The sequence below is a fragment of the Photobacterium jeanii genome (assembly GCF_001650345.1).
Classification (GTDB): Bacteria; Pseudomonadota; Gammaproteobacteria; order Enterobacterales; family Vibrionaceae; genus Photobacterium; species Photobacterium jeanii.
In genome coordinates this window covers 53297-64792 of the sequence record NZ_LVHF01000033.1, presented here as the reverse complement: position 1 = coordinate 64792, position 11496 = coordinate 53297, and the positions used below count along the sequence as shown (strand labels likewise).

Sequence of the window (11496 nt, the reverse complement as noted above, 5' to 3'; positions counted from 1 at the left end):
GCTGCGTGTTAGTACTCACATCGTGAGTTACATGCCCTGTAAGCGTTGTTTAAGAAACTCAACCAATAGCCTTGTGCGCTTCGGCAAATGCTCCCGTTTGGGGTACAGAATATACAGCGGCAATATGGCGCTGGTTTGCCAATTGGGGAGTAATTCCACCACCTCTGCTCGCTTGTCTGTTGGGAGCTTGGCAAGCGCAAACTCATCCAGCATTGCAACACCACATCCAGCCATCATGGTATCAACCATGGCGTTGACTAAGTTAACGCTAAAGTCATGGTGCAGCTTTACCTTTACAGTGTGATTTGTATTCGCTTCAGTAAAAGTCCATCTATCTAAAGTAAATTCCGTATTGCGGTACAAGATATGACGGTATTTATTGAGCTGAGAAGGGTGCTCAATGGTGCCATGTCCATCAAGGTAACTTTGGTGTGCAAAAGGTTTGCACTGACGTGATCGTAAGTAATGCCCGACATAGCCTTCTGGTGGGCTTTCGGTTAGATAGATTGCCACATCAAACCCGGAATCGATCAAATCCAATGGCTTTTCGGTGTATATGATTTCAAGCGCAATCTCAGGGTAATCTCGTTTGAATTCCGCAAAAGGTTCAGCAAGAAGTAAAGCCCCGAATGATGCCGATGCAGCAATGCGTAATTTGCCCGTTAATGTTTCTTTTCCACACAGCGAGTCATTGATGCTCTCTGCGTTTTCAAATAAAGCTTTGACCTGTTTGTAGAAGGCGATGCCGTCTTGCGTCAGGTTAAATTGACGGGTGGTACGCTGTATTAACTGAACCGCAAGAATATCTTCTAATTGCCTCAGTTGACGGCTGGCATGGGCATTTGAGCAACCTAAGCGGTTTGCTGCTCCAGCAATACTTCGCTCTTCGCACAAGGCGATATAGAGAGGGACGTAAGGTAGCCACTTTATTTCCATATGGTAATTCTGAATGTCGTTATTTGCTCTACTGGAAATAATAGGGGTTATTTAAACTCACGCCAACTTCCTTTATCTCAACAGTTTTATGAGTTTTTTAATTGCAGAGGGCGTATGAAAGTATTCAATAGTTGGCTCGAAGGGCAAAACTTACAGCAGCAGGTTAATCACCCGAATATCGAGGTGGGAGCACACAGTTATTACTCCGGTTTTTATCACGGTAAATCGTTTGAAGAACAAGCCGTCCGTTATCTACTTGGCGACGATTTTACACACGATGTGTGGCAAAGCGGCGTGTTTGGTGAAGTCGATAAACTGATCATTGGCAAATTTTGCTCTATTGCCTCAGGCGCTACTTTTATGATGGCGGGTAATCAAGGTCATCGCATTGATTGGGTGTCAACGTTCCCGTTTTCAAGTGAGGTATTTGGCGATGAAGTTAAGAGTGGTTTCCAACGCGCGGGTGATACTGTTATTGGCAATGATGTGTGGATTGGTAGTGAAGCCATGATCATGCCCGGTGTTCACATTGGTGACGGTGCTGTTATTGGGGCGCGTTCGGTGATCACCAAAGATGTAGAGCCCTATTGCGTGGTGGTTGGTAACAATCAAGTTGTGAAGCGACGTTTTGATGCGCAAACAACCGAGTCTTTATTGCGTATTCAGTGGTGGGATTGGTCATTGGAAGAGATCAAAGGGGCGATGCGTTGGCTATGCAGTGGCGATGTCACTGCCTTGGAAGATTACTATCAAAAGCACATATTGCATCAATAATGTCACGCTAGGTTGGGCAATCATCGCTTGTTTGGCTGATTTGGCGGAAATAATAAAAAAAATGTGCATCCTTTGGTGAGCTGCTGCGTGTTAGTAGTAGATACATGATTAGGGTGCACGACAGTGTTAGCGATTTTTACTCATCTTGCCGATTGGTTAACTTACTCGGTTTTTCAACTCTCGCCTGATACTTCTGTTGGCGTCGGGCTGCATTTCTTTATTGAAGATACCAGCAAGATCTTGGTACTGCTGGTGGCGCTGATTTATGCCATTTCATTTATTCGCGCCAGCTTGAGCGTTGATAGGGTGCGCGATTACCTGCAAGGTAAGCACAAAGGCGTGGGGTATTTCCTCGGCTCCATGTTTGGTGCGATTACGCCGTTTTGCTCTTGCAGCTCTATTCCTTTGTTTATGGGGTTTGTATCAGCGCAAATTCCGATTGGCGTTACTATCGCGTTTTTGATCACTTCCCCTTTGGTGAACGAAGTGGTGGTGATCATGCTCGGCAGCATGCTGGGGGTAAAATTCACCGTAATGTATGTGGCGATTGGGATGTTGTTAGGCATGATCGCGGGTGTCGTGCTCGATAAATGCCAAGCCCACCGCTGGCTACAACCCTTCTTGGCGAAAGCGTATCAACAGGTGAATCAAGCCAGTGCTCAGGCTAGCTCTCAAACTACAACAGCAATACCGACAACGCCCCAAGTTATCACCTTGCATGATCGCCACAATATTGCCGCGCAAGAGACTCGCACCATCTTTGGCCGAGTATGGAAATGGGTGATCATTGGCGTTGGGCTGGGCGCATTTATCCACGGCTTCGTGCCTGCCGAATGGTTTGAGCAAAACCTTGCCAGTGGGCAATGGTGGACTGTGCCAGCCGCAACACTAAGCGCGATCCCCATCTATGCCAATGCTTCTGGGGTTGTTCCTATCATGGGTTCATTACTTGATAAAGGGATGCCGATTGGAACCACATTGGCATTTTGCATGGGCGCAGTGGCGGTAAGCTTGCCGGAATTCATTATGTTGAAACAAGTGATGCGCTATCGCTTATTAGCGGCGATTGCGGGTTATTTGTTGATAGCCATTTCTATCACAGGTTGGCTGTTTAATGCCTACTACTGATATTTCATCTGCATTTAACGAAACAAGCGATCACAAGGAGCTTTTATGAAAACAGTTCAAGTTTATGGTTCAGGTTGTAAAAATTGCACCGTCACAGCAGAGCGCATTGTTGCTGCCGCGCAAAAGTTGGGGATTGATGTCCAAGTTGAAAAAGTCACCAGCCTAGAAGCTATTATGAATGCGGGCATTATGAGCACGCCAGGTGTGGGCGTGGATGGTGTGGTTAAACACACAGGTTCGGTGCCATCTCTTGAGCGAGTGCACGAATTATTAACTGAGGATGTTGTAGCCTAATAAGGGGTCGTTAAGACGTACTCGTTTATTCTGATAGGCGTTAGTGCATTACGATTTAACTACTAGAAGTCGCTTTGCTTTGCAATGTTGCATGAAAATGTAATGTTGGAATGGCAATAGCGGCTTTTGTCGTTCCATTTATTCGCAATTTATTCTGTTTGCTATTAGCTGGGTATGTTGCCGAGTATGTTTGTTGGGTGAGCCATGAAGTGTTTGATGAAAGCGTGGGGTGAGGCAGAGCCACAACTTTATGCTTGGTTGATGAAGCAGACGCAAAACCAGCATGAAGCTGAAGACATCATGCAAGATGTGTTTCTCAAGGGCATGCGTCATCGTCAGCGTTTTTGTAGTCTGCAAGATGGAAAGTCTTGGTTGTTTAAAGTGACCAAGCATCAGTTTATCGATCATCTTCGCCGAAAAGTGCCTACCGATCAGAATGATGAACTCTCGGAAGCGAAGGCGAGTACGCCTGTGATGACTCAACTGCAAACTTGTTTACCACGTGTATTGCCGCTCATGCCCGATAAAGAGCGCGATATCATCGAACAATGCGATCTTAATGGTTTAACTCAGCTTGAGTATGCTAACCGTCATCAATTGACGTTATCGGCCACCAAAGCCCGCCTTCGCCGAGCGCGTATGACCTTAAAAAGCAAATTAGTGAGCGAATGTCGAGTCGAGCAAGATCACACAGGCGTGTGCTGTTTTAAGCGCTTGGCTATTGCCCCTGAGGAGTGATTTCTTAGTGGCTAAGATGATTAGAGCCAAACTCTAATCATCTTTAAAAACTAGTAACTTGGTTTGTTATTTGTGCTTGTTACTTTTGCTGGCGTGACTGTTTACGCAGCTCTGTGAGCGTTTTTAATTTTTGGCTGTAAGCTTTTTGGAAGGCTTTAGGGTTAACACCTTCGGCTACTTGGGCGTAAACTCGCATTTTGTTTCCGCCGTAAATCTTAGCGAGATCCTCGTTGCTGTATCCACGTTTCCATAATTCATCGGTCATTGCTGCTAAGATTTTGGCTAGCTCGCCATTGCCTGTGGCCCCTTTATTAAAGGCTTCTATCATGTAGCCGCCATCGTCGTACATTTTGGCGTTCTTGGTAGCAAAATCGACCACCATTGCGGTTGAAAACATATCGTCAGTCGCGATCCCTACATGATCAACACCGACTAATTTTACATAGTAATCGACCATATCTGCCGCTTGCTGAGGGGAAATGTCTTCCGGCCAAACACCATCCATCATCCACTCGGTGAAGGTTGGAGCAACGTAGCCGCCAGATTTGGCTGCGCGTATCGCTTCATCATCGGGAATGGCACGATAACAGCCTTTAGGTGTGGCATCGGGTTCGCTTTTGTAAAGACCCGCGGGTACAGAGTGGGTGTAAACGAATGGGACACCAGGGTATGTTTTCTCCATGTAGTCCATTGCATCATTGGCTGTTTTCGAGCCGGTATGGCTTAAATCGAGGATGATACGGTATTTCACCATCTCATCAATGACCGATTTTCCCCACGGTGTTAGCCCAATATCACGTCCGTTGTAAGCCGCTAATTGCCCCGAACCTGTTCTGAATATGTCGTTATAAGCCAAGATCATGGTTTTTAACCCCATGTCTTTGAGTAGTGCTATACGGGTAACATCTTCTTCTAAAATAGTTGCTGTTTGGCTATTCCAAATTACCGCTGTTTTACCTTCAACATGAGCACGCTCTATATCTTGGTTGGAGTAAGCAATGATGAAATTGTCTGGTTGTTTTGCCATTGCCGATCTGTGTTTGTGGTGGTGGAAGATGAAATCATCAAAGTTATGATCAGCAGCGGTAATGGTATATTCATGTCCGGTAATGCCTGCATCACGGGCGGCTTGAAAATAGTCGAGTAACTGTTGATCGTCGGTCCAGCCTGCACCATAAGGGCTCGCTAACATGCCAATCACGATAGTGTCTTGCACAAAGGCTTTTGCCTTGTCGGAGGCTGGCCAGTTTTTACTTTCGATACTGGCATATGTCGAGTGAGTGAAACAGGCGACCCCAATTGCGGCGAGTGATAACGTCTTCAGCATGACAACCTCGTGAAAGTGACTCAAATGATGCTTCTTTAGTGTGAAATACGCACCTTAGTATTGATGATAAGCGTGATTGTGCAATTTCCTGTTTGAGACGCGGGGGCTTTGCTTCAATAAAAAAATCCCTCGACTAGGTCGAGGGATGGGGTTTAGTTTACGTTTTAAGGCGTCACTTTGCTTTAGTTGCTATAACTTAGCGAGTTAACATTCAGTGGGTTGCTCGATGGCTTTTTAAGGTTAAGCTCAGCTAGTTTTGCTAACCCTTTCGCATCAATACCACCACCGTAAACCTTGCTGCCGTCTGGGTTGGTCATTGAGGTTTCGCCGACATTCCACTGTTGGAAGAAGTCACTCAAATCGTAGCCAGAGACATAAGAGCTACATACCATCATCAAGTTACCACCTGATAGGCGAGTATCTTTAGGGCTACAGTAATTGATGCCGTTACGACCTTGCAGTGTATCGCCTTGTACGTCGCCACGGGCTTTACGGTGCATCAGTTTGATCATATTCCAGCCAGCGTCTTTGCCGTAAATTGCAGGTTTTGTGTCGTTGCTTGCGTACCAGTTATCTAACGAGAAGTGATTCTTCGCCCAGATCTTGAGCTGACCAAACATCACCAAACGCATACCAGCATCACCGTTCGCCCAAGCATGGCCTCGATTGCTGCTAAGCCACATTGGCGCCTTGCGAATGTCGGCACTAATGCGATCCATTTGTGGATTAGCATTACGACCTTCCAGTTCCTGCATGTACAGCGCCAGTAGGTTGTTGGTTACTTCGGTACTCCCTTCAGCCACAAAGGGTGCCGATGCCAAGTTGTGGCCCACTTCGTGCCAAATTAGCCAATCATCAACGGCATTGGTTGGCACTGTGTTTCTGCTGGCATTAAAGCCCGTGTTCATCACAGGGTAACCCGAGTGCGCAGCACCAATGGAGATTTGCACATCATTCACAAAGCGATGACGGAAGCCTTTCAGCTCGGTGTAGGTGAAACGACGATGCTTACCATCTTCAACCATTTCATCACGACCGTAGAAATCACTTGCCGCTTCTGCGAAACGGTTCATGTCTTTTGCGAACTGATCAAGATCGGTGCCGCTTAGGTTATGCATAGCAGTGGTGTAGATGAAAGAACCTGTATCGACTTCAGCAATGGGTGCTTGCGCTGAACTTGGCGTATTCACCCAATGCCCATCTTTCCACCAAGCGGCTTGCTCAACACCATTGAAATTGAAAGTTTGCTCGCCGCTGTCTTTCACTTTCGGTTTGATGTAAATAAGACCACCGTAAGGAGCCGTGAAGTTAAGGCTACTACCGTCGTAGTGATAACTGGTTTGCATGCGTGGTGGGCGTTTTAAGCTCACTTCGTGCTTTGGTTTCCCCGTTAAATCATCGGCCATCATGACAGTAATCGTCGCTTCAACACCGCCACTGACGGTCACTTGTTGTAGCTGAGGTGCCCATAACCCTGTCGATTGGTTATTCCCCGCTGAGTACGTTACCGCGTTACCATCGGTTTCAATGGTGGCAGTAGCACTTGAGCCTGCGCCCGTGGTGCGACCCGGATATTGCGTGGTATCGACAACAATTTGGTGATCCCAGTATGAGCGACCTAGCATGATGCGCGTCAGCGGTTTTTCCATGTAGTTCAGTGGGTAGCTAGGGTTCAGTTGATCACTGAGCTCGCCAGAGCCGTGGATCATCTTATTTGCCACTAGCGACGCTTTAAGATCGACCGGACAATTAGCTTCACCTGCGTTAGCTTGATGCTGACCTGAGGTGTAACAGTTCAAGAACTGCACCGCTTGTTTGAAGCCGAGCTCGTCTTGTACGTTTGTTTCGTAGCGGTACGGGTTGTCGTTCCACATCCACACAGCCAGATTATCGTAGGCTTGGTTGAGGGCAGCCGTAGACAGACGTTGACCTTGCTTGCCCTGGGTGCGGTAGTAGATTTCATGGTTGTATAGCGCAGTGAAGTTCGACCCTAAGTTTGCCGCTTTCACCATGCTTTCAATCACATCTTTACTCACAGGGTAGCGATCAAAGTCAGAACGACCATAGCTGCCACGATCTGTCATCCCATCGCCAGAGCGAGTTTCAATACAGTTGAACTCGTACTCGTAGGTATTTGAACAAACAGGTGTACCTTTAAAAGCGTGTTGGAGTTCAGCGATGGCTGCATCACGCTCTTGTGGTGTTTCGACGAAAATACGCGCTTGTTTTTCAACCATGACAGGTTGACCGTTGCTATCTAGCTCTGGGTTGCCTTGGCTATCAAGTTTTGGTGCTTGATAGGTTGGAATTTCAAGCTTCGCTTTCTCGTCTGTCCATTCAACCGAGCCATCTTGTTGAACAACAAAAGGCTGCTTGCCATCTTTATCTGGGAAGCGCTCTAGCACCACCATATCCTTTTGCCCTTTCACATGCGGGTTTGGATAAGGTGACTGACAGTAATACGAGCTACCGCAGAATGTTTGGTTGGTTGGCGTGACATTTTGCCCACCTAGCATCACGCCAGCGGCATCCGCTAAGCGACCAATTGGCTCTGGGTTGGTGGTTTGGATCGCATCCATAAACAACACGTTACCGCCATCGTTGATGTATTTGATCAGCGCGGTGATATCGTCTTGGTTTAGGTTCGGGTTTTCCAAGTCGGCAAGTAGACGGTTACTTTGCCCATCTGGTAAGGATTTTGGTGGATACGCCTGCAAGATCAGAATTGGCGTATCGTCAGCAGAAAGCCCCTCAAAGCCACCTGTGGTTAGTGGAGTGACAGAGCCTAAACCGTACTCTGAGCTAATAAAGAAACTGTACTCTCTACCTAGGTGAATACCGTTGTATCCGCCGTTATGGTAAGCCGCATAAGCGGTACCGATATTGGTGGCAACATTGAGTCCTGCCGTTGATTCGCCATTGTTAAACCATGTAAACAAGTTAGCGAAGAAGCGTTTCATATCGCCATTGTCATTATGCTTTTGGTTTTCAACCGCAGTGGCAGTACACGTCTTAGCTGCGCTGTCGATTTTCAGTTCACGGTTGGCCCAGTAGTTGTCAGGACAAGACAAAATGCTTGGATACATGGCGTTACCCATGAACACAACCTTGCCTTTACCTATGCTACCTGCGGTAACAAACGGGAAACCGTAAGTCGCGTTGTCTTTCGATACCAACGGGATTTGTGGCATTTTAATACCCGGGTATTCAGCGATGTAAGGTTTGCCCTCACGTGTCCATGCTTGTTGTAGACCGAACGGAATAGTGCGGTTTATATCGGTGCGAGGCATCATGATTGGGAATGCTTCGTTCGAGATATTTAGCGCCCGCATACCACGGGTATAACCCGTTGAGCCGTAAAAACTCCCGTTATCGTTAAATACATGGAAGCTACTTACATTGGCAAACAGCTTGTGCAGTGTATTGGTAACATACTTACCGCTGCTATCTATGCTCAGTGCTTTTGGCACGGGTGCCGAGTAAGCGCGGTACATAATAGGCGCTACCGTTCCTGCTACACGCAGCTCACTGTCTATGTCTGCAGTTAGCCCATTACTAAACTGCGCTTCAAACTCGTTAGGTAGCGAGAAATTAGACCCTTCTAAACGTTCACCGTTAGGTAGTGCTAGATTGATCAATTCATTGATAACATTCGGATACTTAGCAAAAGTTTGGTGAATGTTGTCGGTGATTTGATACGACGAACCTTGGTTAGTGGCGTAACGTTCAACCAGTGCTTGAATATTTTCTTTCGTCACTGGGTTATCGGTGACATCTGTCAGCTTGTAATCCACCTGATTACCAGTGACTTTACCGAATTCAAACGTGTCGATACCAAAAGTAATGGTGTCGCCCCACTTATACTCAAATTCACCTTTCTCATCTGTCATCCCGCTGGAATGGGCAGAGAAAAAACTTATGCCAGCAATCGGAGTACCTTTGCTGTCAGTCAGTTTACTGCGGGTAAGAACTTGAGCCTCAGCACTTGGTTTGTAGGCATGGCTCGCCTCTGCATTAGCAGAAACAAAGTTAGAGTTAAGATCATTATTGGCAGCAGGGTCTACCGCTGGCACTACCGTATTATCAACGTGTGAACTTGGCGCTTTGCCCACTTCATCCGTCGCTTTTTCTTCTTTAGCGGCAAAGTAAGCATCGACAGCGTCGTTATCGTCTAGGTGCTGGTAGACGTCTTCAATATCGTAAGAATCGATTTCTTGCAGACAGATCTTATCGTCAGATTCACAGCTATTGATAGATTGCAGGATCTTAGCTGCGTTTTGATTCCCGTCTTTTGTTAGCTCAAAAGAGAGTGTTTTATTGTCGTCGTGAGCGGGTGGGTTCGCTGACGCAGTGAGCGCTTTGCTTTGTGATTCTTGTGGGAATGGGGCAGTGAAATCCCCCAAAGTAACAGAGCCTAAAGAACAGGTGAAAGACGTACCTTGTGAAACGTCGAATGTACCATTGGTTAGGCTGGTGCCGTTACAGTCAACATCGCCAGTGATCACTTTTCCTGAGGCTAATAAGCTCGCGGTATAAGTTGTTGGTGGAATAATATCTGTCGGTGGAATCGTTTCGGTTGGCGGCACGATATCCGTCGGCGGTGTTGTTTCTGTTGGCGGCTTGCCAGTGTCAGGTGTTTGGGTGTTATTGGTTACTACGTCATCATTGCATCCAGCAAGGAATGAAGAAGCAATAGCAACAGCAAGCAAACTTTTATTGAGTGAGCTAAGGCTGATCATAGATAGGCTCTATAAAAATAATTATGAAATAGGCTTAATACTTCACTGATGAACGAATAAGGCTAATGAGTTAACGTTATTCGTAAAAGATGAAGTGAGTGCCAATTATCCCTATAAAGATGCGTTTGATGCAATTACTGAATGTTTAATTGTCTAGATATAACTGAAAAATATACTTACGATTCTAATCAATTTAACCCTATCTACTCTTTCTAGTTTAAACAATAGATTACAGCTAAAACCAAACATCCTTTGTGACATGTAAATAAACATTTCAGCATAATGGTTCAGCGGTTGTTTTATAGAAAATAATAATCAAATGCGTAGAATTATTAATTAACTTGCTAGCGATTTATTGCAACTGGTTGTTTATTCGTTCTCAAATTAAAACCCAGAAAATAATAAAACCAAGTGATTAACGATTGCTCGATTTATAAATTTATTTAGGCGTTGAGTGCTGGGTCGATAGTTGGCAAAAAATAAGGTCAGCATGGCTGACCTTATCGGTTAACTTGAAATTACATTACACAAGCTCAATCACAGTATGTTGTAGCAATTTAAGTTGCCGTCATATTGCATTCCTGCCTTAACAGGGGTCTTGCCATGGAAAACACGGCTAAAGAAATGCTTAATCGTTGGGTTTTCAACTGCGGGTTTATGCCATAAACGGTGGCTGTCGTTTGCACCAGCGGCATCGGTGAAGTTGTAGTAAGTAGCGTACTGAGCTGTCATGTTTGCGGCTGTATTACCGATACGATCAGGGTTAATAAAGTCAGAGAAATCGAGCACGTCATCGGTTTCATTGACGGTCACTAGCACACGGCTGTTTTGCCCAAGCGTATCAAGCCACGATGCATGGCCTGGGTTATCAGCATCTGCTTGATGAAGAAGAATGTTTTTAAACATTGCGGCTTGGTGATCATAGTCTGGCACCTGCACCATAGACTGCATGAGGTAGTTGCCCAAACTATGAATCGCAAGCGTCTGGATTTGTCCTTGCTTGCGGGTTTTACTTCGGTTGGTTTCAACAAAGCCGTTTAACTTATCGAGCAAGCGTTCAAACGCCATCGCAGAACGACGAGCATTCTTACGGGCGCGTTTGTATTCGCTGATCTTACGTAAGATAAAATTAGGCCCCGGATTCGACGGCCAAGAAAAGGCAATCACATTCACACCGTACGCTTCAATTTCACGGCATTTTTTCAGGTTTTTCTTCATGTCTTGATTAAACCCATGAACAAACAACACGCATGGGCTATCTGCATTATCACATTGTTCAAAAACAGCTTCTAAAGGCGTTTGCACCTCATCGGCAATGTCGCCGTTATGCATAATTGGCGTTTCATCCATCAGCGCCAGTGAAAAGTTTCCCTCATTGTCTTGATCTGCTTTCGCCACCCGCAAAACTTCGGCACCTTGCGCATTGAAGCTATCGCCAAACAACAATGGAGAATCTGTGATGTTTCGGTTAGAGACAAAATAAATCATGGCATTTTCCTTCGCTATTTATCGTGAATCAGTGAATAGCATCTGAATCCATACATACCTGTTGGTCTGATA

General features: G+C 45.9%; 8 protein-coding genes. 4 read left to right on the top strand and 4 right to left on the bottom strand.

Annotated features, from left to right (window positions below):
• Positions 1-27 precede the first annotated feature (27 nt).
• On the bottom strand, positions 28-936 hold the full coding sequence (locus A3K86_RS17945; RefSeq protein ID WP_068334548.1) for a LysR family transcriptional regulator: 909 nt from the start codon (positions 934-936) through the stop codon (positions 28-30).
• A gap of 114 nt (positions 937-1050) precedes the next feature.
• On the opposite strand from A3K86_RS17945, the gene A3K86_RS17940 reads away from it, so the two are divergent.
• From A3K86_RS17940 to A3K86_RS17925, 4 genes are all read left to right on the top strand, one after another.
• A complete protein-coding gene (locus tag A3K86_RS17940) occupies positions 1051-1710 on the top strand; it encodes a CatB-related O-acetyltransferase (RefSeq protein ID WP_068334544.1) in 660 nt (219 codons plus the stop codon).
• A 123-nt stretch (positions 1711-1833) separates the two neighbouring features.
• A complete protein-coding gene (locus tag A3K86_RS17935) occupies positions 1834-2838 on the top strand; it encodes a permease (RefSeq protein ID WP_068334543.1) in 1005 nt (334 codons plus the stop codon).
• A 45-nt stretch (positions 2839-2883) separates the two neighbouring features.
• Positions 2884-3132 carry a thioredoxin family protein gene (locus tag A3K86_RS17930; protein ID WP_068334542.1) on the top strand — a complete coding sequence of 83 codons (249 nt, stop codon included), beginning with the start codon at positions 2884-2886 and terminating at the stop codon, positions 3130-3132.
• Positions 3133-3348: 216 nt separating this feature from the next.
• Positions 3349-3870 carry a sigma-70 family RNA polymerase sigma factor gene (locus A3K86_RS17925; RefSeq protein ID WP_068334540.1) on the top strand — a complete coding sequence of 174 codons (522 nt, stop codon included), beginning with the start codon at positions 3349-3351 and terminating at the stop codon, positions 3868-3870.
• Between the two features lie 79 nt (positions 3871-3949).
• On the opposite strand, the gene A3K86_RS17920 is transcribed toward A3K86_RS17925, so the two are convergent.
• The 3 genes from A3K86_RS17920 to A3K86_RS17910 form a co-directional block, all read right to left on the bottom strand.
• Complete coding sequence (locus A3K86_RS17920; RefSeq protein WP_068334538.1) at positions 3950-5197, bottom strand: dipeptidase; 1248 nt, start codon at positions 5195-5197, stop codon at positions 3950-3952.
• A 182-nt stretch (positions 5198-5379) separates the two neighbouring features.
• Entirely contained in the window at positions 5380-9936 is a 4557-nt protein-coding gene (locus A3K86_RS17915; RefSeq protein ID WP_068334536.1) for an SslE/AcfD family lipoprotein zinc metalloprotease, read from the bottom strand.
• Positions 9937-10473: 537 nt separating this feature from the next.
• The gene (locus A3K86_RS17910; RefSeq protein WP_068334535.1) at positions 10474-11424 is read right to left on the bottom strand and encodes an alpha/beta hydrolase; all 951 of its coding nucleotides are present in this window, start codon (positions 11422-11424) and stop codon (positions 10474-10476) included.
• Between the last annotated feature and the right edge of the window lie 72 nt (positions 11425-11496).